This is a genomic window from Leptolyngbya sp. FACHB-60 (genome assembly GCF_014695775.1).
Classification (GTDB): Bacteria; Cyanobacteriota; Cyanobacteriia; order Phormidesmidales; family Phormidesmidaceae; genus Nodosilinea.
This window is the reverse complement of sequence record NZ_JACJOX010000049.1, coordinates 105,976-130,086: the sequence shown is the minus strand read 5'-3', so window position 1 is coordinate 130,086 and position 24,111 is coordinate 105,976. Positions and strand designations below refer to the sequence as shown.

Below are 24,111 nucleotides of genomic sequence, written 5' to 3'. Positions count from 1 at the left end.
ATCTAAATAAATGGACGAGCTTCTGGAGCGAGGGGCGATCGCGGCGCAATATTAGGCTGCTCACTGCGGGGCAACTCCACAGGCTCGTCGGTTTCGGCCTCTGGGGAATCTGCCTCAGGGGCTTTTTCGGTGCTGGGCAAGCTGGGCTCCGTTTGTTCCTCACCTAAAGAAGGATCAGTATAGGGCTCGACCAACTTGGGTTGTACCTTAGGTAGCTCAGGCGCTACATCAGCCTCTGGGTTAGACAACGCATCTGGGACAGGCGTGACCTGGGGCAGGTCACCAAAGGTATCTTCTGGGATGGTATTTGGGATAGTGGGCGCGGGCGCGGGAGACGGATTGACCGGGTTGCGCCACTGCTTAAAACGATTGAGTAACCCTTTAGAACTAGGTTCTGGAGTAGCTTCTGGGGTGGCAGGGAGGGTCGGGCGCACGGGTATAGGCTCGGGCTCCGCTTGAGGAGGAGACAACACAGGGGGAATCTCCGGATCTGCCAGTGGCACCATATCCTCCATGGCATCCTTTGACTCAGGTGCGATCGCAGCAGGAGCTTCCACAGCAGGGCGATCGGGATTAAGGGCGTCCTCTTCGGCATCTTCCCCAGCACCATTGTCTTCCGGCATGACTTGATCCTCTTTAGCCGCCTCCGACTCTATTGATTTCTCTGGCAAAAGAAATGGAGTGGGTGGGGTCTCGTCTTCGGGCTCAGCCGGGGAAATGTCTTGGGCATCTGGAGCAATTTCGGGTTGCTCCTGGGTAGTTTCGGGCTGGGATGGCTCTGGGGCAGCGTCTGGTTGAGTAATCTCAGGCTCAGGAGCATTCTGCTCTGGCGTTTCTACGTCAGCGGCGGGAGGTTGAGGTTCTAGTTCTGGGGTCTCGGCTGTCGGCTCAGGGGCCGGGGGTATGTAAGTTGGGTCAATGATACCCGCTACGTCGTTTAGGCCCAGCTCACCGCGCACTAGGCGAGAGAGGGTATCGCTGCCACCGGGCTGATAGTCGATGATGCGCACAGTGTTGTTAAAGCGGTTGTCGATGGGGTTGCCGCTTTCGTCAATGAGTTCGAGCTGCACCCAGTTGCGACCCGGCTTAAAGCCCTTCAGCCAGATAGGCTGCCACTGGTCAAACACAAAGCTTTGGTCGTTGACGGTGCAGCGAATGCGCCAGTCGTGCAGGTCGTCGTTGGCCTCGGCTTGGGCACTCATGTGCAGGGGCGCATTGGTGAGATAAAAGTCGAGCATGATCGGCTCGGCCCCGTAGGTCGCCTGGGGACGACTGTAGGTGAGCAGGGGAGCCTTGGCGTTGAGTTCGTTTTGGGGCGTGGAGGCCACGATGTGAAACGTGCGCTGGTCAAAGGCGCCCTGGTTTTTGAAGCTTTCGTGCCAGGGGCGTGAGGCAAACACGCGCAGGGTGTGGGTACCGGGGGAAAGCCCGTCAAAGGTAATGGGTTCTGACAGGTCGTAGACCGCTGTGTAGGGTTCGTTGTCTAGGAATAGATGCAGGTGGGGACCGAGTTCGTAGGCATCATCTTTAAATAGCGGCAGACCGCGCACCTGGAATCGCACCGAGACGCTGGTGTCGTCTAGCACTTCGCCGGGGCGGGGGCTGAGAATGCGCACCTGGGGCGTGTAGGCATCGATAATTTGCTTGAGAGTCTCTAGGGTTTCGGGGGGGGACACCTCAGCAATCTGCCCGGTGAGACGGTTGAACTGGGGAGTAGGCTCTGACAGCAGTTCGGTCGGCTCCACAGGTTTGGCGCAGCCGGCCATAAAGATCAGCGCGATCGCACAGAGGGCTACAACCCGCCGTCCTAGTCCCATGACCTTGCGGATGAACCCTTGTGTCGTGCCCATGCTGCTATTCTCTACATCTTTACAACCAATACCATAGGCCACTTTAGGGTCTTTACAGCAATCGCCACACAGCTTTTTGCTAGCGTAGGAGAGCTGAGCTAGACTGGCTCGATGATATCTGTTAAACGTCCGGGGGAGGGTTGTCAGACATGCGGACAAAGCAGGCTGTTGTACTAGCGCTATCACTATTGATCGGGCTTTCGGCAGGGGCCGCCGCTGCCACCGCTTTTTACTGGAACCGGGCCACGGCGCTGCCGACCTGGTACAGCACCAGCGGTACCGATACGGCCATGGCCGATGTCAATACCGGCAGCGGCAACCTGCTGGAGAGCAAGCTGGCCAGCGGCCAGGGAGTGCGCTACGGCGACAATAACCGAATTGAAATTTCCCTCACGGAATCTGAGCTGACCCAGCTGCTGGCCGAAGGCATAGCCCAGACCCCCCAGGTGGCAAATTTTTTGCCCGTGACGGACAGTCTAAACGCCACGATTCGCGGCGATCGCGTAGCCGGCGGCATTGTCGTCAACCCCGCCGATCTGCCTACCGAATCGCTGCCGCCCCAGGCTCAGCAGGCGTTGAATACAGCCCTGAGTAGCGTGCCCATGCTGGGCGATCGCCCTCTCTACATCGGCATTGAAGGCAGCCCTCGCGTAGATAACGGCCGTCTAGTGCTGGGCAACGACACCCGCATTCAAATTGGCCGAGTCAATCTGTCGGCGGAGGATGTAGCCCGCCTTACCGGCCTTGACCCGGCTCAAATCACCGAGCGCATTAACCTTGCCCTACCCCAAGCCGGGCTCACCCTCGACGGCCTAGAATTTGTTAACGGCGAGGCCGTGCTGCGCGGGGCCACCCAAAACTAAAGCCGTCTACACTGCCGAGCCGGCTGTTACTAACGCCTCTAGTCTCGCCACCAGGTCATCCTTTGAGATGACTCCTTCAACGGTGTCAACCCGCTCCCCATTCTGGAAAAAGATCAGGGTGGGGATGGCCATCACATGGTATTGAAGGGCCAGGGCATCTTCTTCATCAACGTTGAGCTTGGCGACCTTGGCTCGACCGGCAAAGGTTTCGGCCAGCTCTTCCACAATCGGATTCATAATGCGGCAGGGGCCACACCAGGCAGCCCAAAAGTCAACCAGCACCGGCATATCGCTTTGCATCACCTCGGCTTCAAAGTTGTCGGCGGTCAGGGTGAGGTAGGTTGCATCGTCAGCCATTTCAATCTCTCCTTCTCTGCGTCGTTTTGGGTCTGCGTTGGAATTTTTTGGGTGCAAAAAACTATCCAGCCCTTGTTTTCTACGGTACTGCAAAGCCCGGGCGATGGGGTCATAACTACCCGGCTTTAGCGCCCCTGAGAGCAGGGGGCCGCCACCCAGCTCAGGCTGCGCTGCCACAGGGCTACAAGCTGAGACTCTAGTTGGAGGCCAAGCTCGGCCACCAAAATACCTTCGGCGCTGGCGGCATTGTCGGCCAGCCAGGTGCCCCGCAGGGTGACTTCAAGCCAGTTAATGTCGCAGGGAGCGATGTCGATCGCCCCCTGACATCCAGCTTTAAGTGCAGCAATTCCCGGCAGGTCGGCAGGTAGAGCAAAGGCCCCATAGCCCGGCTGCACCACTAGAGGCTGTCCGGCCCGCAGAGCCACCAGGCTGCGCTGGGTCACCATCGCTTCGACGGTGAGGTCTAGATGCTCAATCAATAAATCTGCATCGGAATAAGTTAGCTTCAACATGATCCCTCATGCCTTAATACTTGTGAACTAGTTTCGTTGCTTAAGTTTGTTGTGTCGAGGCCGCAGCGGCCCTAAAACGGTGGCCTAGCCAAGGTGACGCATGGTGGATCACGAGCACCACAGGTGACCTTGAGCGGCCGAACCGTGGGTGAATACCGATGCGAACCCCTGGCTTTCTGAAAGGCCAACGGCGGCAATACTGCTGCAAACCCAAACTTGGAGCCCGATCGAAACGGAATTAGCTGAGCACAGCCATTCCTAGGCGCGAAGCCAGATCGGGGGTCGGGTTAATGCTGAAACACAGAATGCTGAGAGAAATAGTGGGGAGAGGGCCAACCCATGCGATCGCCCTTAGCGAGGCACCCCATAAGCACCAGGGATAGCCTGCACCAGAGAAAGCGAACTCCCCAAAGGCGATCGCCCCCTAGGGCATCTCCTTTAAACAGATCACTCCTATCAGAATCGCCTAGGGCTAACCCACGCATAGGGCGCAGTCGGCTAATCAGGCCACTAAGATACCCATCAAATCCCGCCACGATGCCCAGCTGGCCAGCGTCGCCCGTGGTGATGGCGATATTCATTGCGGTGCCAGTAGACAAGATCCGTACCATGGCGGAGTTCCTCAAGCGTAAAACAGCAAGGCTCAGGAAGGCATGAGGGCATCCGTTAGCTCAAGACCGCTCGCTAAGCGAGGAGACTTGACGGATACGCTCGAATAACGTTAATACTACACGTGTAATACAAACGTGTCTAGTCTGTCTAAACTGTTAGTTAGAGACAACTCATTAGTGATAACCACAGCTGAGTTGTGACGCGTTCCAGAAAAAGTCTTTTATGTTCCCTTTGGAGGTGTGCCCGCTAATGCCAACCCTAACTCGCGTATCGACCACTGATATGGAAGTTACCAGCATTCGCCTAGAGCGATCGCTGAAGGAAAAACTCAAAGCCCTGGCCGGTAACCGGGGGTATCAGGCGTTGATTCGTGACATTCTTTGGCAGTACGTGGAGCAAGGGCCGAGCGAATGTACGACCCAGGTACAGCCTGAGGACATTTGCGCCAGCTTTGGAGCAGTGGCTGAGCGCGAGCAGGTGTGTGCCCTGACCGGCAATCCCATTCTCGCCAACCAGCCCATGCGGCTGGGGCTGACCGCCCAGGGCCGCCTCGTGCCCCTCTGTGTGGAGTGATCTCGGCTGGAGAGCCCCAGGGCGGAAGAACAAAGTTTCCCGAGGGTGGTTAAGTCTGACAGAATAGAGAACGGTCTATTCTAGTGATTTGCCCAATGACACCCTCTACCGCCACCACTCACCACCACCAGCAGGTGCTGACCCTGCGATCGCAGGGCAAATCTCTCCAGCGGTTTACGGCTGAAGTCGAGCAGGTAGTGCGGGCATCGGGGGTCGAGACCGGGCTGTGTACGGTGTTTTTGCGCCACACCTCTGCCAGCTTGATCATTCAAGAAAACGCCGACCCCGACGTGCTGGTAGATTTGGAGAATTTCTTAGCCAAGCTGGTGCCTGAGGGCAACCACTACATCCACAGCACCGAAGGGCCCGACGACATGCCGGCCCACATTCGTACGGTGCTAACTCACACTAGCGAAACCATTCCGGTCGTGCAGGGGCGGCTCGGCCTGGGCACCTGGCAGGGAATTTACCTGTGGGAACACCGGGCGCGGGGATCAAACCGCGAAGTTATCGTCCATGTCACAGGCTATTAGCATGGTCGACACCTTTGACCCGATCGGCTACAGCGCTATCCCCACCCCGCCGGAGGGGTTTAAGTCTGGATTTGTGGGCATTGTGGGCCGCCCCAACGTGGGCAAATCGACTTTGATGAATGCTCTGGTGGGGCAAAAAGTAGCCATTACCTCCCCCACCGCCCAAACCACCCGCAACCGCTTGCGGGGAATCCTCTCCAACGACCAGGCCCAGATTATTTTTGTCGATACCCCCGGCATTCACAAGCCCCACCATGAACTGGGCAAAATTTTGGTGAAAAACGCCCGCATGGCCATCGACTCGGTGGACACCACCCTGTTTGTGGTCGACGGCAGCGTAGACGCGGGGCGAGGCGACCAGTTTGTGGCCGAACTGCTGGCTCACACCAGCGGTCCGGTAATTTTAGGCATGAACAAAGTTGACCAACAGCCGGAGGAGATGGAGGCGATCGCCCCCCTCGACGCTAGCTACCAGCGGATGGCTGACGCCCACGGCTGGCCGCTGGTCAAATTTTCGGCCCTGCACGAAACCAGTCTTGACACCCTGCTGGCCACGCTAATCAACCAGCTTGATCTCGGCCCCTACTACTACCCGCCCAATCTGGTCACCGACCAGCCCGAGCGATTCATTATGGGCGAGCTGATTCGCGAGCAGATTTTGCTGAACACGCGGGAAGAGGTGCCGCACTCGGTGGCGATCGCCGTTGATCGGGTCGAAGAAGACACCAACATCACCCGCATTCTCGCAACTATCCACGTCGAGCGCGAGTCGCAAAAGGGCATTTTGATCGGCAAAAAGGGCAGCATGCTGAAGGTGATCGGCTCCGATGCCCGCCAGCAAATTCAAAAGCTGGTGATGGGTCAGGTCTACCTGGAGCTGTTTGTCAAAGTGGTGCCCAAATGGCGTCAGTCGCGCAGCCGCCTCGAAGACTTTGGCTACCGGGTCGAGGAGTAGTTAAGGCTACTCCCCAGCTTGCTGTTTGAGCATGGCAACAACACTCTCAGACAGCCAAAGTCCAGCATCTTGCAAGCGCTTTAGGCGATTGTCTACGGAGTCGATCAGCCCACGTCGTTTTGCCAAAACGATTATGCCTCCAGTTCCCAAAACGGCAATTCCCAACGAACGAGCACAGCGTCGGGCGGCAGCATCGTCAACAATGGCTCGATAGCTAGGGTTTTGAAATCCATAGCTAAGTACAGCAGATTCTCCTGCACCCAAATCCCAAGCAGCGATTTCGGGGCTAATTAAAACTTCGGTTGGCAAAGCCCAAGCAGAACCGGGCAGTTGACGGCTGGCTACATCATCCTGCGGGATAGTCACTTCTTGCCAAACAGCCTGGGGGACTAAGACTTTACGAAAAAGGTTCGGCAGCAGGTCGGCTTGCCCGCTCTTAAAAAGCACAATCAGGGGCGAAGCATTCACCACAACTCTGTCAATCAGCATCCCCTAGCTCCTGCGCTAGTTCCTCAGCGGTGTACTGAAACACTGATACCTTGTAACGAGCTAGGGCATCAATGAAGCCCGCCCGAGACAACCCAGCAATTTCAGCCGCTTTGCCCTGGGAGACCTCCCCGAGTTCGTACCATTTGACCGCTGCGGCCACTCGCATTTCCTGGACAAATTCCTTTGGCGCTTTGCGAAGCGCGGAGAAAACTGTATCCGGCAGCTGGATTTCGATACTTTGCATGGGGTTACCGTTGCTGGTGAAGATTTCAGCTACTTTGGAATTTAGATGCTGAGTTAGCGCTTTACAGAGGAAATGCTGTCATTCTATCGACGATTTTCTAGTCCTAGGGACATTGCAGTGCCAATAATCGCGATCTGTCTTGAAAAGAACTAAGAGAGAACATCAATAGCTAGTTCTAAGTAACCCGTAACTGAGTCGGGCTGGCGGTGCAGGCGCAGGTGAGGCAGGTTGGCGATCGCAATTTCTGCCGTCGTACGAATCAAGCAGCCCGGCATGATATGACCGCCGTAGGCTTGGCCCTGGGCATCGGCGATCGCCCCATGCAGATGCATTCCATGCCGCGACAGCGTCCCGCTGAGGGAAAGCAGCTCCAGCGGGCCGTCGATTACCGTAGCCTCTGGGGCGGCCGCAAACCGCAGAGAGGCCTGGGTCAAGCTGCCCAACGCTGTCAGAATGATGCCAGCTTCCAGCCCTTGGTTATGGGCAAAGGTTTGCAGTTCTTGCTTGAGATCTTGGCCTGGAGTAAGGCGCAGGCAGTAGGTTTCCATAAGCCGATAACGATGAGGGGATAAGGAGGGTGAGGAGATAAGGAAGAGGATTTAGTACGCTTCTTCCCCATCCTCCTCATCCCTTTATCCTCCCCACCTTTCCAACTCTAAGCCGTCGCCTCATCATCCCGCTCTGGTCGAGTTGGACGGGCCTCAAAGGCAGGACACACCCCATCAGGACTGACCTGCAGCCCGTACAGGGGAGAATCGCCACCGAGGCAGCGCCCCTCTCGCTGGTGGCGACAGGTTTGGCAGCTGGGCGGTTGCCAGGGGGCATCTCCACTCGTTACGGTGCGCAGCAGGTCACGCTGGGTTAGCCCTTTGATCACCAAATCGTTGCCCTGCCAGCGGGCCTGCACTAGGCCGGTATCAGCCAAGGCCGTCCAGCGAGGGTCGGTGGTGAGGTCTTCCGGCAGCAGCAGCAGTACGCTGTCGTCGACCTGGGTAATTTCGCCCTCAAAGACCGGATCGGGGGCGGCGGGCTGAATGAAGCGATCGCCAATGGGAAACTCCACTTCCTTACCGGCGGAGGGCAGGTGGAGCTGATAGCGGGTTTGCAGTTCTTCTAGCCCAGCCAGATCGGCTAGATGGGTGGGGTTGCCATGCACAAAGGCAACGTGCTGGGGCCTGAGGTTGTGGATCAGCTGGGTGGTGCCGACGCGATCGCTGTGGGTGGTGAGCTGATAGGTGTCGAGCTGCACCCGCTCCGACTCTAGCTCGGCAGCCAGGGTTTGCAGCCAGCCCAGAGTGGCTCCAGCGGTACTGGGCGTACCCAGCACTGTATCGGCAACGGCGGTGGCAAACGAATCGGGCAGCAGCACAGTCCAGGGCTGGGCCGAGGCGAGGCAGTAGTCGCTGAGATCGGCTTCACGATGGGCAATCACAATGCAGGGGGCACAAGAAGAATCGCCCTGGGGATGCCCGTCTATGCCTAAGCGGCGCACGCGAGGCAAAATGCGCTCGTCCCAAAACAGCGGCTGGTGACGGGCAAAATTCTGCACGCTACTGGGAAATGCAGACATCAGCTCCAGATACAAGTCGCAGCCTGCCGCCACGGTTTCATCGACCCAGACGGTGATATCTTGGCCGGTGAATTGGTAATGGCTGCGCAACAGCATCACCAGCTCCTGACCAATGCCCAGGGTTGGCGTGGGCAGCAGCACCGAGCGCCCCTGCTGCACTAGACCATGGAGCGTGCTGGCCAGCAGATTCTCCTGCTGGCGACGGTGGGGATGGCGGGCAGACCCAGAGCTACCTTCGATGATCAGTACGTCTGGCTTGAGCCCCCGCAGCGCCTCTAGGGGCAACCCATCCACCAGCCGCGAATTGGACATGAAAAAATCGCCCGTGAAAAACACGGTGTAGGGGCGCTGGGGCGCGTGGTAGGTAAACAGAGCGCAGGCGGCTCCCGGCAAGTGCCCGGCGGGCCAAATTTGCACGGTGAGATCGTCGGCCAGGCTAATGGGGGTTTGCCAGGGCAATGCCTGGCACAGGTGAGGTGGCACGTCTTCCCCAAGCCAGTTCAGCGGCAACAGTTGGGCCGTGACCTCACTACCGTAGATGGGCACCTGGGGAAATTGCTGACTAAACTCCCACACCCCGCGAGCGTGGTCGCTGTGGGCGTGGCTACAAAAGAGTAGGTCAGCGGTAGCGATGCGATTCGCAGAGCGTTCAGGATCCGACTCAGAACGAGTATCCGTTCCGTGATCGCGCGCCACCTCTAGTGACGTCAGATCGCGCAGGCCACAGTCAAGCACAATGCGCCGTGGCCCCATGCGCAGCTCTAGGCACAGCCCTTCTTGGCCGTGACCCGCACCGAACGGAAAGCAGACCAGATTACTCACGGAATGGCGAACACCCTAGCGGCAGCAGTACAGCAAAGCCGATGAACAGGGTGTACTCCTAGTGGGCCGAACCGTTGCCGTGGTAGTCGTCGGTATCGTAAAAGCCGTTTTTAGTGCCAAAGAAGAGGGTGGCCACCACAAACAATCCGGTGAGCACAGCCAGTACAAGTTTGATATCCATAGGAGCAGTAGCGATGATAAAAAGGTCGGTGTTATCGGAGCCTTGGTTTTGAGTCATCTTAACAAGCCTGCCTCAGAGGACAATATAAAGCTTTGTAATCAGCCCGCGCCCATTGACCCAGTCTGGCTAGGGCGCTCGTCTCTAGAAGTAGCACCAGATCTGCTGGGCTGTCGCTTGGTGCGCCGCTGGGCCGATGGTCGCCAGCTCAGCGCCACCATTGTCGAAACTGAGGCCTATACCGAGGGCGACCCGGCCTGCCATGCCTACCGCCGCGAAACGGTTCGCAATCGGGTAATGTTTGGCCCGCCAGGGTTCAGCTACGTGTATCTGATCTACGGCATTTACCACTGTTTTAACGTGGTGACCGATCGCGATCGCATCCCCAGCGCTGTCCTAATTCGCGCCGTCGAACTCGACACCATTCCTCCCTGGTTGGCGGGGTATCGGGCAGAGAAACCCGCTCGCTGGGGGGCTGGCCCCGGCAAGCTCTGCCTCTTGGTGGATATCAATCGCACCCTCACCGACCTACCCCTAACTCCGGCCACTGGTCTCTGGTTAGAGCATCGGGATGCTGACTGGCAGCAGCGGGTGGCAGCGGGGGAAGTCGCATTTACCCAAACCACCCGCATCGGCCTCACTCAAGGAGCCGATCTGCCCTGGCGCTGGTACGTTACAGAGTCCAAGGCCGTGTCAAAGCGGTAGGAGAAACCTAGGTCCAAAGACTATTGCCATGCCCCTGCATCCTTGACAGCTTCAGAATATATGTATATACATATTGTATGAGCGATCGCGTTTCTAAAGCTAATCTCGCGGAGGTGAGTCAAGTCCCTGCAACCTGCATGGGCATGCACGTTCGTCGAGCGTCTCGAATTGTGACCCAGGTATATGATTCGGCCCTGCGCCCTGTGGGTTTAGGGGTGAATCAGTTCATGCTATTAGCAGCAGTTCACCTGATGGAGTCTGTCGCAATAACGCATTTGGCCCAGGAGCTGTTTACTGACCAAACGACCTTAACGCGAAATCTCAAGCTGCTAGAGAAACGGGGATTGGTCGCGATCAATTCTGGGGAAGATAGACGGGTTAAGTTGGTGTCCCTAACCGCTGAAGGCCAGCTTATCTTGACCCAGGCAATCCCGCTGTGGGAGCAAGCTCAAGCTACCGTGAAGGAGCACCTAGGGCAACAGAACTGGCAAACCCTGCTATCGCTGCTATCGGAGATGAAAACGCTAAGTTAAGCTAAAAAATTTCACAAAAACATGTATATACATGCAATGCGCAGCATTGGAGGCTTCTATGGCTAAATTTGATCGTCATCCAACTGTTAAGTGGTGGCGTGAGCAGGCTACAAGTAACCCACCAACAAGTTCTGTTCTGTTAAGCTCAGAGGCGCTGCGATCGCTTTGCATTGAGGCAGGTGCAGATGATGTGGGGTTTGTAGAAATTGGCCGGCCAGCGATCGCCGATCAGCGGTCAGATATCCTTAGAGCATTTCCGCCTACTCAAACACTCATAAGCTTTGTCTGCCGCATGAATCGGGAGAATATTCGCACCCCCGTTCGTTCTGCTGCAAATGTTGAATTTCACGCTAACTATGACCATGCCAATGAAGTAGCACGCAGTATCGTTAGAACGTTGGATCAAAGCGGTGTACGCGCAATGATGCCAGGGGCAAGTTTCCCAATGGAAATGGATCAGTTTCCGGGCAAGGTGTGGGTGGTGTCCCATAAGCCCGTTGCGGTTGCCGCTGGGCTAGGCCACATGGGCATTCATCGACTGGTGATTCATCCAAAGTTTGGCAATTTCATTTCGTTAGGCACGATTTTGATCGATTCAGCGGTCACCGACTATACCCATCCCATCGACTACAATCCCTGCTTGGAGTGCAAATTATGTGTCGCGGCCTGCCCAGTGGGGGCGATCGCGGCCGATGGACACTTTAGTTTCTCAGCCTGCTACACCCACAATTACCGGGAATTCATGAGCGGATTTACCGATTGGGCGGGAACAATTGCAGACAGTAAAAATGCTCATGATTATCGCAAAAAAGTCAGCGATTCTGAATCTGCCTCAATGTGGCAAAGTTTGGCGTTTAAATCAAACTATAAAGCGGCCTACTGTATGGCGGTTTGCCCTGCCGGTGAGGATGTAATCGCACCCTTTTTGAGCGATCGCAAAGCGTTTGTCAGCGAGGTAGTTAAGCCCTTACAGGACAAGGCTGAAACGATCTATGTGGTGCCCGGTTCAGATGCTGAAACCTATGGCGAACGGCGATTTCCCCGTAAAACTATTAAGCGAGTGAGCAGCGGCATTCGTCCCAAATCAATTCAAGGGTTTCTCTTTGGATTGCCAATACTATTTCAGCGGAATCAGTCAGAGGGGTTGAGTGCGATTTACCACTTCACCTTCACCGGCTCTGAGTCTCGTCGAGCGACCGTAACGATTCAAAATAAAGCTGTACAAATTCAAGAGGGGCACCTTGGAAAGGCCGATCTTATTGTCATAGCCGATAGCAAAACCTGGTTAGGTTTTCTGAGTAAGGAACAAAACATAATTTGGGCACTGCTGCGCCGCAAGATTCGTGTTAAGGGCTCTCTCAAGCTTCTTCAAGCGTTTGGCAAGTGTTTTCCGGCCTGAAAAGTTTCGCCATATTTGACGGCAAAATTTACGGTGCATCACTGTCCGGATCACCTAGTCGAAGCGGTAGCGATCGCCTAGGGCACGCCCTCGGGCTAGGGCGATATCGGAATTGTTATCCCCGCTCCACTCGCTCTACCCGCTCCACTTGCTCCACCCGCTCCACTCGATCGATCGACTAGGTGCTCTAGAGCGTCAGCTTGGCGCTCTAATTGCTGGGTTTGCTTTTGCATCTCTTCTATTTGCCGGGTTTGAGACAGGGCTCTACTGGTATCGGGGGTAAAAAACTCGCAGCTTGACAGCAGCAGGCTGCACAGCAACGCCAAAATCAAGAAAATACGCATCGGTTTAAATCCCCCTAAATCACCCGGCTAGAGCACCTAACCAGCCCATGGGAGGGCCGTAAGTCGCTGAGTCTGAAGCTGTAGCAAGTGCGCTAGAGGCTCTAGGTCAATGGGTTCAGTACCACCCTTAGGTTGAGGCTGCCAAAGCCAACTGAAATCTATCCTGGGGTTAGTCCTGGCCTAGGGCCGAGCTTAGGGACAGCCTGAGCCGTGGGGGTTAAGGGCGGGAATCGGGGGTTTCGGCGAGGGACTTTTGGTAAGTTAGATGAGTTTCTTTGATAGCGAATCCCACAGATTCGTATAGCCCCATGGCCTGGTTAGGGTTTTGGATATCTACTCCTAGCAGAGCCGTTTCTATACCCGCTGCCCGGAGCTGATGCAGCCCTTGCAGCAGCATCGCCCGCGCCAATCCCTGACGGCGATAGCCCCGCCGCGTGCCTAATAGCGAGATCCACCCTTCTTGGCGGTTTTTTAGGACATTCTCCTCGTGGTTAATGTCGCCACGGCAAAATCCGGTTAGCGTGCCGTCAGTGGTCGCGGCGACCCAGTCCAATTCGGGTCGGTAGGTGGGATAGGTGAGGCGAAACTGGCGGTCCTCCAGGGTCATCGGCGTAAAGTGCCAGTGGTCGACAAAGCTTTCGTTGAACAGCTCTACCCAGGCAGCGGCCTCATCGGCATGCGTGGGACGGTTGGTAAAACCCGACGGGAGTTGCGGTTGGGGGATGGGTTCAGCCAGCGATCGCGCCATGGTGTGAAACCGGCGAATCATCTCGTAGTTCGCAGTCTCGTAGATGGCTCGGTAGTAGGTGGCATCGGCTCTGGCTCCGGCATAGAGCTGAGCGGGACGCTGGGCGACGGTGGCCTGCTCCCGCACCTGCTGCTCGGCCCAGCTCAGCAGTTCGGTTTCTAGGTAAGCACCGCGCCAGTCAGGATGCACAAAGACGCCCACCCAGCCCTCTAACGCATCGGTGGGCACATCGGTAGGGTCGTCGATCCACAGGGCAACCAGGCCCACCAAGGCACCCTCGGGGGTTTCCCACAGCTGGCGGTGGTGGGTGCCGCCGGGGGGCGGGTGGTCGAGGTGGCGCTGGAGATCGGCGAGGGTAGGGGTGTTGTTGAGCTGGTCAACTTGCTCGCAGATCTCATAAAAGGCGGCGATCGCAGGTAAATCGGCGTGGCCAATGCTGGGGCGCGATTGCGTCGAACTCAGCAGTTGATGAGTCATAGATGCAGGAGATTGGGGCTTTAGAACGGCTACACCTGGCGAACCGCCAATTCCTGATGCAGGCGTCCCTTAACCAAGGCTTACGATTTACGCCATAAGTTAGAGAGGGATTTATCCTTCAGAGTTAGTCGGGGATTTATCCTGAGGTTGCACCTGGTTGACCTTGGAGCAAATTTTGACCCTATGAGTATTCAAACCGTATCCACACAGCCCTATAGCGACCAAAAGCCCGGTACCTCGGGCTTGCGGAAAAAAGTTAAGGTTTTTCAGCAGTCAAACTATCTAGAAAACTTTGTTCAGTCGATCTTTGACAGCCTGGAGGGCTATCAAAACCAAACCCTGGTGGTGGGCGGCGACGGACGCTACTACAACCGCCAGGCCATCCAAATCATTCTTAAAATGGCGGCGGCCAATGGCTTTGGTCGCGTACTAGTGGGGCAGGGCGGCATTCTCTCCACCCCGGCAGCCTCCTGCGTGATCCGCAAGAACAACGCCTTTGGCGGCATCATTCTCTCGGCCAGCCATAACCCCGGTGGCCCCGACGAAGACTTTGGCATTAAGTACAACACCGGCAACGGCGGCCCTGCCCCCGAAGGCGTGACCGATGCGATCTATGCCCGCAGCCAGACTATCACCGAATACAAGATTCTCGACGCGGCCGACATCGACCTCGATCGCATCGCCACCCACAGCCTGGGCCACACCACCGTAGAAGTGATCGACTCCGTCAGCGACTACGGCGCGCTGATGGAAACCCTGTTTGACTTTGGCCAGATCAAGCAGCTGCTTTCTAGCGGCAAGTTCCGCTTCTGCATGGATTCGCTGCACGCGGTGACTGGTCCCTACGCCAAGGCCCTGTTTGAGCTCCGGCTGAATGCCCCAGCGGGCACCGTAGTCAACGGCGAACCGCTGGAGGACTTTGGCGGTGGCCACCCCGACCCCAACCTGGTCTACGCCCACGACCTGGTGGAGGTGATGTTTGGCAACAACGCTCCTGACTTTGGGGCCGCGTCGGATGGGGACGGCGATCGCAACATGGTGCTCGGCAGCAACTTCTTTGTCACCCCCAGCGACAGCCTCGCCATTCTGGCTGCCAACGCCACGCTGGTGCCGGGCTACCGCAACGGGCTAGCGGGGATTGCCCGCTCCATGCCCACCAGCCAGGCTCCCGATCGCGTCGCCGAAAAGCTGGGCATCGACTGCTTTGAGACCCCCACCGGCTGGAAGTTTTTTGGCAATTTGCTGGATGCCGGCAAGGCCACCCTCTGCGGCGAAGAGAGCTTTGGCACCGGCTCTAACCACATCCGCGAGAAAGACGGGCTGTGGGCGGTGCTGTTTTGGCTAAATATTCTCGCCGTCAAGGGCCAGTCGGTTGAAGACATTGTCAAAGAGCACTGGAGCACCTACGGCCGCAACTACTACTCGCGCCACGATTATGAGGGGGTAGAGAGCGATCGCGCCAACACCCTGATTAGCAACCTGCGATCGGCCTTAAGCACCATGCCCGGCCAAACCTTCGGCCCCTACACCGTCGACTACGCCGACGACTTTGCCTACACCGACCCAGTCGACGGCAGCGTGGCCAAAAACCAGGGCGTGCGCATCGGCTTTACCGACGGCTCGCGGATTGTTTACCGGCTGTCAGGCACCGGCACCTCGGGCGCTACCCTGCGGCTCTATGTGGAGCGCTACGAACCGGATGCCGCCAAGCACAACCAAGATACTCAAGAGGCTTTGGCCGACTTGATTACCCTGGCCGACGAGATCGCTCAGATCAAGACCCTCACTGGGCGCGACCAGCCCACGGTGATCACCTAGGAGACTGGAGAGTTTTGAATGTTGAGTTTTGAGTTTTGAATTGCGGCCTAAATTCAAAACTCAAAACTAAGAACTCAAAACTCCTCCCGCACCTTTCCCCTTTCTGTTGTTCAAGGAGTCTCCGCGATGACAGCCTTCATAAATTGCCCCACAGTCGATGTCGAAGACGATCGCACTGGCATTAGCGTTGAAACCCTGCGCCGGGCCCTGGCCGACCACTTGTTCTACATTCAGGGCAAGTGGCCCGAGGTGGCCAGCAAGAACGACTTTTACCTGGCACTGGCCTACATGGTGCGCGATCGCATGATGCAGCGCTGGCTCAACTCCACCCGCAACTACCTGCGCTCTGAGGTGCGGCTGGTCAGCTACCTGTCAGCGGAATTTCTCCTCGGGCCGCACCTGGGCCGCAACCTGCTCAACCTAAACCTCGAAGCACCCGTCAGGCAGGCGCTGCAAGAATCGGGCCTTGACCTCAACGAGCTGATGGCCCAGGAAGAAGAGCCCGGCCTGGGCAACGGCGGCCTGGGTCGCCTCGCCGCCTGCTATATGGAATCCCTCTCCAGCCTGGAAATCCCGGCGATCGGCTACGGTATTCGCTACGAGTTCGGCATTTTTGACCAAGAAATTCGCGATGGCTGGCAGGTCGAAATCACCGACAAATGGCTTCAGCACGGCAACCCCTGGGAGCTTGCCCATCCCCAAGAGGCCGTTACCGTGGGGTTTGGCGGCCGCACCGAGGGCTATACCGACTCCGATGGCCGCTTCCGCAAGCGCTGGATTCCGGCTAAGCAGGTGAAGGGCATTCCCTACGACACGCCGATTCCCGGCTATCGGGTCAACACCGTCAACACCCTGCGCCTGTGGAAGGCCGAAGCGGTAGAATCCTTCGATTTTCAGTCGTTCAACGTCGGCAACTACTACGGCGCGGTCAACAGCAAAGTCACCTCCGAGAATATCTCTAAGGTGCTCTACCCCAACGACGAGCAAATCGAAGGCAAACAGCTGCGCCTAGAGCAGCAGTTTTTCTTTGTCTCCTGCGCCCTGCAGGATATGATTCGCATCCATCTCACCTCGGGCCAACCGCTCGACAGCTTCCACAAGAAGTTTGCCGCCCAGCTCAACGACACCCACCCCGCCGTCGGCGTCGCCGAGCTGATGCGCCTGCTAATTGACGAGCACGGCATCGAGTGGGAAATGGCTTGGGAAATCACCCAAAACACCTTTGCCTACACCAACCACACCCTGTTGCCCGAAGCCCTGGAGCGGTGGTCACTGTCTCTCTTTGGTGGCCTGCTGCCCCGGCACATGGAGATTGTGTTTGAAATCAACCACAGATTTATGAATCAGGTGCGGGTGCAATACCTCAACGACTCGGCCAAACTCTCTAGCCTGTCGCTGATTGATGAGTCGGGGGAGCGCTACGTGCGCATGGCCAACCTGGCCAGCTTGGGCAGCCATGCCATCAACGGCGTGGCCGAGCTGCACAGCCAGCTAGTCAAGCAGACTATTCTCAAAGACTTTCACGAGCTGTTTCCGGGCAAGATTCGCAACATCACCAACGGCGTTACCCCCCGCCGCTGGCTTGCCCTGGCCAATCCCCGTCTGGCGGCCCTCTATACCGAGAAAGTGGGCGACGGCTGGCTACAGGATATGGAAAAGCTGCGATCGCTAGAAGGCTGCGCCGACGACCCCAGCTTTCGCCAGCACTGGCGGCAGATCAAGCGCGACATCAAGCAGGATCTGGCCGCCTACATCCAGACCCGCACCGGCATTACGGTGAGTCCTGATTCGCTGTTCGACGTGCAGGTGAAGCGCATCCACGAGTACAAGCGCCAGCACCTGAATGTGCTGCACATCATCACCCTCTACGAACGGCTGCGGCAAAATCCAAACTTGGATATCACCCCCCGCACCTTTATTTTTGGCGGCAAGGCAGCTCCCGGCTACCGCATGGCCAAGCTAATGATCAAGTTCATCACCGCCGTCGGCGACGTAGTGAACCATGACGCCGCGATCGGCGAGCGCCTCAAGGTCGTCTTTTTGCCCGATTACAACGTCACCCTAGGCCAGCGGGTCTACCCCGCCGCAGACTTATCTGAGCAAATTTCCACCGCCGGCAAAGAAGCCTCCGGTACCGGCAACATGAAGTTTTCCATGAACGGTGCCCTCACTATCGGAACACTGGATGGGGCCAACGTCGAGATCCGCGAGCTAGTCGGTGACGAAAACTTCTTTCTCTTTGGCCTGGTTACCCAAGAAGTCATGGCCCTTAAAGCCAGCGGCTACAACCCTTGGGACTATTACCACAGCAACCCCCAGCTGAAGGCCGTGATTGATCTCGTCAACTGCGGCTACTTTGCTAAGGGCGACAGCGAGCTGTTCAAACCCCTGATCGATGACCTGCTCCACCACGACCCTTACCTACTGCTGGCCGACTACCAATCCTATATCGATGCCCAAGACCGAGCCAGCGCCGCCTACCAAAACCAGGAAGACTGGTCGCGCCGGTCAATCATCAACGCCGTGCGCATGGGCAAATTTTCGAGCGATCGCTCCATCCGCGAATACTGTGAGCAGATTTGGCACGTCAAGCCCATGCAGATTGAGCTGAAGGAATACGTTCAGGCTCAGGCCGGACTGAATGTGTAGATGGGTGGATGGGTAGGGGGTAGATGGGTAGATGGGTGACTCCAAGCCTTAAACTCACTCGCCCACCCATCCACCCGCTTACTCGCCCACCCATCCACCCCCCACCTCCCCCATGCCCCTCAACCTCTACCTCCTGCGCCACGGCGAAACCGAGTTTAGTCAAACTGGCGGCTTCTGTGGCGAGCTAGACCCCGAGCTCACCCCCGAAGGCATGGCCATGGCCGATGCCTTCGCGGCCCAGTATCGGGCCATGCCCTGGCAGGCCATCTTTGCCAGCCCGATGAAGCGCACGATCGCGACGGCCATGCCCCTGAGCAAAGCCGTGGGCGTGAATGTGCAGCTGCGCAATGGGCTAAAGGAAATTAACTACGGCCAGTGGGAGGGGCTAACCGCCGAGTATGTGCGCGAGCACTTTGCCGACGACTACCTGCACTGGCTCACCGAACCGGCCTGGAACCCGCCTACTGGGGGCGAAAGCTCGGTGCAAATCGCCAGCCGGGCCTCGCTAGTAATGGCCGAAATTGAAGAAAACTTTACCGAAGGTAACGTGCTGGTGGTGTCTCACAAGGCCACTATTCGAATTATTTTGTGCAACTTGATGGGGATGGATGTGGGGCGTTATCGCAATCGCATCAGTCTGCCGGTCGCCTCCGTTACCCACGTGCAATTTAGTAACAACGGCCCCATGTTGATGAAGCACGGCGATCGCGCCCACCTGCCCCCCGAGCTGGAGACCAGACCAGGCACCTAGGGGGGATGCCAGCGATCGAGCAGACTAAGACGATAGGAGAGTCGCGCCTATAAAGGCTCTCCTACGCTAGTTCCTTCGATCTCTTGAACGTTCCCCCATGACTCTCAACCTCTACTTGCTCCGCCACGGCGAAACCGAATCGAGCCAGAGCGACACCTACTGCGGCTTATCTAACCCAGAGCTGACCGCCTCAGGTGCCGCGATGGCCCAGGCCTTTGCTGACAAATACCAGCGCCTAGACTGGCAGGCGGTATATGCCAGCCCGCTGCGGCGTACGGTGGCAACTGCCACGCCTTTTTGTGAGGCCACGGGCCAGACCATGCAGCTGCGCGACGGGCTGAAGGAGATGTTCTTTGGCGAGTGGGAGGGCAAGACCCACGACGAGGTGCAGGCAGAGTACACCCAAGACTACATGCGCTGGCTCGCCGAACCCGCCTGGAACCCGCCCACAGGAGGCGAAACGGGCGTACAGGTGGCCAGCCGTGCCGCCCTAGTGATGGCCGAGATTGAGGCCAACCACAGTGCCGGCAATGTGCTGATTGTGTCGCACAAAACCACGATTCGACTGGTGCTCTGTAATCTTTTGGGTATCGATAGCGGTCGGTACCGCGATCGCATTGAGCTGCCCGTCGCTTCGCTTAGTCTGATCCGGTTCGACCAACATGGGCCGATGCTGGCCAAACACGGCGATCGCTCCCATTTGCCCGAGGAGCTAGAGTCGCGACCGGGCACCTAGGGGATGGGGAAGACGAGGGAGGTGGGGAAGATGGGGGAGATGGCATGAAAATTCTGGTTCTCAATGCCGGGTCGAGTAGCCACAAAAGCTGCCTGTTTGACCTCAGTCAGGGTGCCGAGGGCGCAGCGCCTCACCCCCTCTGGCGCGCTGCCCTCGACTGGACTCACCAGCAGGGCAAGGTAGAACTCTCCGCCAGCGGTGCGGGAGAATCTATTCAGCAGGTGCTGTCGATTACCGACGAAGCTGAGGGCATTGCGGCTATGGTCAAGACCCTGGTGGATGGGCCAACGCAGGTGTTGGGCGAGCTGGCAGAGATTGCCGCCGTTGGGCACCGAATTGTCCACGGCGGTCGCCACTATCAGCAGCCTGTGGTGGTGGATGACGAGGTGAAGGCCACGATTCAGAGTCTGATTCCTCTAGCGCCAGCCCACAACCCGGCGAATTTGCAGGGCATTGAGGCGATCGCCCAGAGTCTAGGCACCATCCCCCAGGTGGCGGTGTTTGACACGGCTTTTCACAGCCACATGCCCGAGGCGGCGGCTACTTACCCTGGCCCCTATGCCTGGGTTGAGCAGGGCATTCGTCGCTATGGGTTCCACGGCATCAGCCACCAGTACGTTGCCCAGCGGGCAGCGGCCATGATGGGGCAAGATCTCACCAGCCTGAAGCTGCTCACCTGCCACCTGGGCAACGGCTGCTCGCTGGCGGCGGTCAAAAACGGTGTCTGCGTTGATACGACGATGGGCTTTACGCCGCTGGATGGCCTGATGATGGGCAGTCGCTCGGGCAGTGTTGACCCTGGCATTTTGATCTATTTGATGCGGCAAGAGGGCTACACCGCCGACCAGCTCGATAGGCTGCTGAACAAAGAATCTGGGCTGTCGGGGCTGTCGGGCCGCTCTAACGACATGCGCGCCGTGGCGGAGGCGATGGAGCAGGGCGATGCCAAGGCTAAGCTGGCCATTGAGGTGTTTATCCACCGGCTGCGGCGCGAGATGGGGGGGATGATCGCCAGCCTGGGGGGGCTAGATGGGGTGGTGTTTACCGCTGGCGTGGGCGAAAACAGCCCGCTGGTGTGGCAGCAGGCCTGCGAGCCGTTTGAGTTTTTGGGGCTGCGGCTAAAGGATGAGCTGAGCCGAGATGAGGCAGATCAGGATATTGCAGCGGCAGATTCGGCGGTGCGGGTGCTAGTGGTGCATACCCAGGAGGAATGGGCGATCGCCCAGGCATGTCTCTCTCTGCTGCAACCGAACCACGCCTAACTCGCGCTAGGGCTGGGTACCTCGACAGCGGACCCAACCCCACGACTGGTGAGGTTGGGTTCACCACCCACGAAACTGGGTTCATCATTCACGAAACTGGCTTCGCTCACCATGAAGCTAGCCTCTCCCCTATGGAGCTGGCCTCACCGACGACGAAGCTGGGTTCGCCATTCACGAAATTGGGTTCACAAAAAGGACAGCTGACTGAGGATCTAGCGGACTCATCCGCGAGCTGACCTGAACGTCTCTATTTTGTGGGGGCGCTGCGTGTGTTCTTTGGCCTCTGCCAGAGTGGTCGAATATGATGGACGAAATAAATTCGCAATTAACATCATGTTTAGAAAGCAGCCTCCGCCTGAGCCCGCTAAGTCTGGCAAGCCCGACCAGTCGCAAAGCCTCAGCAACGTGACCCTAAATGGGGGCATGGTGCAGATGGGTCAGGCGGGTCGCGACCAACAGCAAAACCAAACGGGCGACCTGCAAACCCAGCAGCAGGGTATTACTGGTGCGGAAGTGGTGACATTGGTGGAGCAGTTAGAAACAGCGGTTAAAGGGGCAGCAATTGACCCGGCTTTGCAAGAAGAATTGCTCGACTATCTGCGTCCGGCAAAGCGGGAAGCCGCGAAGGAAAAACCGAGTAAAGAGCTGGTGGGGCAAAACCTGAAGCAGGTGAGCGAAACTCTTAAAACCTTGGAAGAAACCACCGAAGCTGGCAAAAGCCTGTGGCAAACCGGCGCAGAAATCTTTAGAACGGTCGCGCCTTGGGTTGGGGTAGCAGCAGCATTTTTTGGTGTTTAACCAAAAAATTTGGGTTAAATACAGGGATGGTGTGCCGGATGAACCTGAATAATGACATCGCAAGAGCAGCGCGTTGACGGCAGCCAAATCGAAGATAGCCAAGTCCAACTTACTCAGGCTGAGCGGGATGCGGTTAGCTTTCAAAATAGCCACGACAACCAAGTCACGATCAACAATACAATCGTGCGGTTATCTGGTCAGACTATTTCCTCTACAGCGGATTGGGATTGGGCAACGCGGCTGCTGGAGCAAAAACAGCTCCCAGAAATTCGCAAACGGTTGATCGACACCTTGGGCAGAGAGCGCCAGCTAATGGCAGTTGGGCTGCAAGAGCAGTTGGGTTGGGTGGGGCGATCTCCGCTAGAAACTGAACGGACTTTACAGGTACAAGGAAAAGACCAGGGTAGCCTTGACCCGTGCCAGCTGCTAATTGAAACTTTTGGCCGCGACGACATTGCTGGCAAGCTGCTTATTTTAGGCACGCCAGGGGCAGGCAAAACTACCGCCCTGCTGAGCTTGGCCGAGCAGCTGGTCTTGGGCGCACTGGCCAAGCCAAAAACCGTAATCCCCGTTTTATTTGAACTCTCGACCTGGCGCAAAGATAACCAGAGCATTCGCGACTGGCTAATTGAGCAGCTATATGAGCAGCACGGCGGCAACCGCAAAGCTAAACTCTATGAGCAGTGGCTCGATCAGCAGGTGTTGCTGCCGCTGCTGGATGGTTTGGATGAGCTAGGGTTTGACCGGCAGCAGAAATGTACACAAAAGCTAAACGAGTTTGCGCGGCAGTATCCAAAGCTGGTGGTTTGTTGCCGGGTGAAGGAATTTGCTCAAGCCAACATTAAACTCAACACGATGAATGGGGCCATCTGTTTGGAACCCCTGTCAAACGAGCAAATTCAAACCTATTTGGAGATGCAACAGTCGCCGCTGTGGTCGGTGATTGAGGCTAGCCCTACGCTGCAAACCCTTTTGGAACCAACGACTGAGGGCGAGCCGGGGCTGCTGAGAATTCCGCTGTTTGTCACCCTAGCGGCTAACGTATACGACTCTCAGCGTTCGTTTCGCACCAAGGCAGAATTGCTGAATCAGTACATTGATCGCCAATTGTTACCAGAAGTGCGAGAGAGCGATCGCCGAAATGCTGTTGAAAAACGAAGCTGGGCTTATAAAACACCAGAGCTAGAACCAGACTGGCGACAAACCGAACGGACACTGGCTTGGCTAGCGCGACAATTGCAGCAAACCAATACGGTAGAAATTCTCATTGAGCAGATTCAGCCAAGGTGGTTAGAGACAAAGCAATCACGCCGACGATATCAACTGATTGGTGGGCTGATTGGCGGGCTGATTGTTGGGCTGACTGTTGGGCCAACTTTCGGACTGATTGGCGGGCTGGCTGTTGGGCCAACTTTCGGGCTGATTAGTGGGCTGATTGTCGGACTAATTAGCGGGCCGATAATCGGACTGATTGTTGGGCTGGATGATATTAAACCTGTTGAAGCGTTTAGAATTGCGATGTCGCACGATGTGCGACGAGAAATTTTAAACACGGTGAGAGGGTGGGTGATCAGTGGGCTGATTATCGGGCTAACTTTCGGGCTAATTGGCGGGCTGGTTAATGGCCTAATTAGCGGGCTGATTAGTAGCCTGATTAGTGGCCTGATTGGTGGGCTGATTAGTGGGCTGATTGTCGGACTGATTAGTGGGCTGATTGTCGGACTGATTGTTGGGCTAAAGCAAGACCTACAACTGCGATCGCGCCCAAACCAAGGCATCTGGAACTCGCTTCAAAGCTTTGGGTGGACAACTCTCTTAAGCTATCCCCTTGGTGTCATCTTGGTATTTGGGATAACAGAACTGCCTAACATTGTGGTTCAAGGCATTGGCAAGGGAGAAAGCATGGGAGTGATAGTCAATTCTCTTAGGGAAGTGTTTCCCCAAGCTTTAGTGCTAGGTATTTTTGGCGCGATGTTCTTTGGACTTGGGGCAGGTGGAGGGATAGCCTGCGTTGACCATGTTTGCCTACGGTTTGTGCTCTGGCAGAGCAGCGTTGCCCCGCGCAACCTGGCCCGGTTCCTCAACTACTGTGTTGAGCGTCGGCTGCTGCAACGGGTCGGCGGTCGCTATCGCTTCTTGCACCGCGAGTTGCTAGACCACTTTGCCCAGCTCCCTGCACCAGGTAGGTCGGGTGCAACTGAGTCAAAGCCAACCTCACTTTAAGACGCCCTCATTCTCTCCTCACAGGGGTGCGCGCAGGGCAAGGTGGGGCAAAACAGGGCTAAGAACTCAGAACGGTAGGTTGGCATCAAAAAAATAGGCTGGCTTCGGTT

Annotated in this window: 25 protein-coding genes; 14 read left to right on the top strand and 11 right to left on the bottom strand. The window is 56.9% G+C overall.

Going from position 1 to position 24,111, the window contains the following annotated elements:
- Nucleotides 1–2: 2 nt before the first annotated feature.
- A complete protein-coding gene (locus tag H6F57_RS18425) occupies nucleotides 3–1,850 on the bottom strand; it encodes a hypothetical protein (protein ID WP_190626189.1) in 1,848 nt (615 codons plus the stop codon).
- A gap of 149 nt (nucleotides 1,851–1,999) precedes the next feature.
- Here H6F57_RS18425 and H6F57_RS18420 point away from each other — a divergent pair, with 149 nt between their 5' ends.
- Nucleotides 2,000–2,713, top strand: a complete 714-nt coding sequence (locus tag H6F57_RS18420) for a hypothetical protein (protein WP_190626188.1) — start codon at nucleotides 2,000–2,002, stop codon at nucleotides 2,711–2,713.
- 6 nt (nucleotides 2,714–2,719) lie between these two features.
- Here the strand turns inward: H6F57_RS18420 and trxA are convergent, their stop codons facing one another.
- The 3 genes from trxA to H6F57_RS18405 all read right to left on the bottom strand — a co-directional run bounded on the left by trxA (nucleotide 2,720) and on the right by H6F57_RS18405 (nucleotide 4,193).
- Nucleotides 2,720–3,070, bottom strand: a complete 351-nt coding sequence (trxA, locus tag H6F57_RS18415) for a thioredoxin (protein WP_190626187.1) — start codon at nucleotides 3,068–3,070, stop codon at nucleotides 2,720–2,722.
- A gap of 125 nt (nucleotides 3,071–3,195) precedes the next feature.
- The gene (locus tag H6F57_RS18410; protein ID WP_190626186.1) at nucleotides 3,196–3,582 is read right to left on the bottom strand and encodes an alr0857 family protein; all 387 of its coding nucleotides are present in this window, start codon (nucleotides 3,580–3,582) and stop codon (nucleotides 3,196–3,198) included.
- Between the two features lie 287 nt (nucleotides 3,583–3,869).
- Entirely contained in the window at nucleotides 3,870–4,193 is a 324-nt protein-coding gene (locus H6F57_RS18405; RefSeq protein WP_190626185.1) for a hypothetical protein, read from the bottom strand.
- 250 nt (nucleotides 4,194–4,443) lie between these two features.
- Between H6F57_RS18405 and H6F57_RS18400 the strand changes: the two genes are divergently transcribed.
- The 3 genes from H6F57_RS18400 to era all read left to right on the top strand — a co-directional run bounded on the left by H6F57_RS18400 (nucleotide 4,444) and on the right by era (nucleotide 6,255).
- On the top strand, nucleotides 4,444–4,767 hold the full coding sequence (locus H6F57_RS18400) for a ribbon-helix-helix domain-containing protein (RefSeq protein ID WP_190626184.1): 324 nt from the start codon (nucleotides 4,444–4,446) through the stop codon (nucleotides 4,765–4,767).
- Between the two features lie 95 nt (nucleotides 4,768–4,862).
- Nucleotides 4,863–5,300, top strand: coding sequence for a secondary thiamine-phosphate synthase enzyme YjbQ (locus H6F57_RS18395; RefSeq protein WP_190626183.1), 438 nt, complete (start codon nucleotides 4,863–4,865; stop codon nucleotides 5,298–5,300).
- Between the two features lies 1 nt (nucleotide 5,301).
- On the top strand, nucleotides 5,302–6,255 hold the full coding sequence (gene era / locus H6F57_RS18390) for a GTPase Era (RefSeq protein ID WP_190626322.1): 954 nt from the start codon (nucleotides 5,302–5,304) through the stop codon (nucleotides 6,253–6,255).
- Nucleotides 6,256–6,261: 6 nt separating this feature from the next.
- Here era and H6F57_RS18385 read toward each other — a convergent pair whose 3' ends face one another.
- From H6F57_RS18385 to H6F57_RS18365, 5 genes are all read right to left on the bottom strand, one after another.
- Nucleotides 6,262–6,744, bottom strand: a complete 483-nt coding sequence (locus H6F57_RS18385) for a DUF3368 domain-containing protein (protein ID WP_190626182.1) — start codon at nucleotides 6,742–6,744, stop codon at nucleotides 6,262–6,264.
- Nucleotides 6,734–6,988 (bottom strand): UPF0175 family protein, encoded by a 255-nt coding sequence (locus tag H6F57_RS18380; RefSeq protein WP_190626181.1) that lies wholly within the window; start codon nucleotides 6,986–6,988, stop codon nucleotides 6,734–6,736. Before H6F57_RS18380 ends, H6F57_RS18385 begins: the two co-directional genes overlap by 11 nt.
- A 149-nt stretch (nucleotides 6,989–7,137) precedes the next feature.
- Complete coding sequence (locus H6F57_RS18375) at nucleotides 7,138–7,536, bottom strand: PPC domain-containing DNA-binding protein (protein WP_190626180.1); 399 nt, start codon at nucleotides 7,534–7,536, stop codon at nucleotides 7,138–7,140.
- Between the two features lie 107 nt (nucleotides 7,537–7,643).
- A complete protein-coding gene (locus tag H6F57_RS18370; RefSeq protein WP_199289654.1) occupies nucleotides 7,644–9,311 on the bottom strand; it encodes an MBL fold metallo-hydrolase in 1,668 nt (555 codons plus the stop codon).
- A gap of 127 nt (nucleotides 9,312–9,438) precedes the next feature.
- Nucleotides 9,439–9,618, bottom strand: coding sequence for a hypothetical protein (locus H6F57_RS18365; RefSeq protein WP_190626330.1), 180 nt, complete (start codon nucleotides 9,616–9,618; stop codon nucleotides 9,439–9,441).
- Nucleotides 9,619–9,672: 54 nt separating this feature from the next.
- Between H6F57_RS18365 and H6F57_RS18360 the strand changes: the two genes are divergently transcribed.
- From H6F57_RS18360 to H6F57_RS18350, 3 genes are all read left to right on the top strand, one after another.
- Complete coding sequence (locus H6F57_RS18360; RefSeq protein WP_347279977.1) at nucleotides 9,673–10,263, top strand: DNA-3-methyladenine glycosylase; 591 nt, start codon at nucleotides 9,673–9,675, stop codon at nucleotides 10,261–10,263.
- Between the two features lie 77 nt (nucleotides 10,264–10,340).
- Nucleotides 10,341–10,796 carry a MarR family winged helix-turn-helix transcriptional regulator gene (locus tag H6F57_RS18355; RefSeq protein WP_190626178.1) on the top strand — a complete coding sequence of 152 codons (456 nt, stop codon included), beginning with the start codon at nucleotides 10,341–10,343 and terminating at the stop codon, nucleotides 10,794–10,796.
- 58 nt (nucleotides 10,797–10,854) lie between these two features.
- Nucleotides 10,855–12,195, top strand: coding sequence for an SCP2 sterol-binding domain-containing protein (locus H6F57_RS18350; protein WP_190626177.1), 1,341 nt, complete (start codon nucleotides 10,855–10,857; stop codon nucleotides 12,193–12,195).
- Nucleotides 12,196–12,290: 95 nt separating this feature from the next.
- Here the strand turns inward: H6F57_RS18350 and H6F57_RS18345 are convergent, their stop codons facing one another.
- Both H6F57_RS18345 and H6F57_RS18340 read right to left on the bottom strand, forming a co-directional pair.
- Nucleotides 12,291–12,539 (bottom strand): hypothetical protein, encoded by a 249-nt coding sequence (locus H6F57_RS18345; protein WP_190626176.1) that lies wholly within the window; start codon nucleotides 12,537–12,539, stop codon nucleotides 12,291–12,293.
- 217 nt (nucleotides 12,540–12,756) lie between these two features.
- Complete coding sequence (locus H6F57_RS18340) at nucleotides 12,757–13,764, bottom strand: GNAT family N-acetyltransferase (protein ID WP_190626175.1); 1,008 nt, start codon at nucleotides 13,762–13,764, stop codon at nucleotides 12,757–12,759.
- Between the two features lie 183 nt (nucleotides 13,765–13,947).
- On the opposite strand from H6F57_RS18340, the gene H6F57_RS18335 reads away from it, so the two are divergent.
- The 7 genes from H6F57_RS18335 to H6F57_RS18305 all read left to right on the top strand — a co-directional run bounded on the left by H6F57_RS18335 (nucleotide 13,948) and on the right by H6F57_RS18305 (nucleotide 24,001).
- The gene (locus H6F57_RS18335) at nucleotides 13,948–15,582 is read left to right on the top strand and encodes an alpha-D-glucose phosphate-specific phosphoglucomutase (protein WP_190626174.1); all 1,635 of its coding nucleotides are present in this window, start codon (nucleotides 13,948–13,950) and stop codon (nucleotides 15,580–15,582) included.
- A gap of 126 nt (nucleotides 15,583–15,708) precedes the next feature.
- Entirely contained in the window at nucleotides 15,709–18,231 is a 2,523-nt protein-coding gene (locus H6F57_RS18330) for a glycogen/starch/alpha-glucan phosphorylase (protein WP_190626173.1), read from the top strand.
- Nucleotides 18,232–18,343: 112 nt separating this feature from the next.
- On the top strand, nucleotides 18,344–18,982 hold the full coding sequence (locus H6F57_RS18325) for a histidine phosphatase family protein (protein ID WP_190626172.1): 639 nt from the start codon (nucleotides 18,344–18,346) through the stop codon (nucleotides 18,980–18,982).
- Nucleotides 18,983–19,079: 97 nt separating this feature from the next.
- A complete protein-coding gene (locus H6F57_RS18320) occupies nucleotides 19,080–19,718 on the top strand; it encodes a histidine phosphatase family protein (protein ID WP_190626171.1) in 639 nt (212 codons plus the stop codon).
- Between the two features lie 44 nt (nucleotides 19,719–19,762).
- Complete coding sequence (locus H6F57_RS18315) at nucleotides 19,763–20,980, top strand: acetate kinase (RefSeq protein WP_190626170.1); 1,218 nt, start codon at nucleotides 19,763–19,765, stop codon at nucleotides 20,978–20,980.
- A 333-nt stretch (nucleotides 20,981–21,313) separates the two neighbouring features.
- Nucleotides 21,314–21,778 (top strand): hypothetical protein, encoded by a 465-nt coding sequence (locus H6F57_RS18310; protein WP_190626169.1) that lies wholly within the window; start codon nucleotides 21,314–21,316, stop codon nucleotides 21,776–21,778.
- Nucleotides 21,779–21,829: 51 nt separating this feature from the next.
- Entirely contained in the window at nucleotides 21,830–24,001 is a 2,172-nt protein-coding gene (locus H6F57_RS18305; protein ID WP_190626168.1) for an NACHT domain-containing protein, read from the top strand.
- Nucleotides 24,002–24,111: the final 110 nt, after the last annotated feature.